Source organism: Vibrio sp. 2134-1 (genome assembly GCF_033339495.1).
Genome location: NZ_JAWOUS010000849.1, coordinates 1 through 544, shown reverse-complemented (window position 1 = coordinate 544; position 544 = coordinate 1). Strand labels below are relative to the sequence as shown.

The 544-nt window shown below is 50.2% G+C and carries 1 protein-coding gene; it reads left to right on the top strand.

Annotated elements, in window-relative coordinates; translation table 11 throughout:
* A partial coding sequence (locus tag R7R78_RS28890) for an aminopeptidase P family N-terminal domain-containing protein (protein ID WP_225474940.1) occupies positions 1 to 544 on the top strand: 544 nt, incomplete at both ends.

Below are 544 nucleotides of genomic sequence, written 5' to 3'. Positions count from 1 at the left end.
CAGAATCCTACCTTATTGTCGAGCGAGACCGCGCGACGGCGTTCATCGATAAACAAAAGTTACCAGCCGAGATAGAGAAGAAGCTGACTGCGCAAGGTGTGAGCGTTCGTCACTACGAGTACGTCAGCCAGTATTTGAATCAGCAATGTGAAGGCCTGTCGCTTGCTTTTAGCCCGGTTTATACCGACAGCTTGTTGGTTAACTCCATTGAGCAGAACCTCTCATTAAAGCCAATGGCTTGCCCCGTCACCGACATGAAAGCCATCAAAAATCAGACCGAGTTAGCCAATCTCGAACAGTCATTGACGGACGATGGTGTGGCTGTCGTGAAGTTCATGAGCTGGTTAGAAGACCAAGTCCCAAGCGGGCTTGTTACTGAGCTGTCAGCCGAGGCTCAATTGAAAAGCTATCGCCGTCAAACTCGCCATTATGTGAGCGACAGTTTCCGCACGATTGCAGGCTTCGCCGCACATGGCGCGAAAATGCACTACGCCGCCGATGAAGAAAGCAATGCCGTTGTCAATGAAAGCAATTTCTTCCTTGT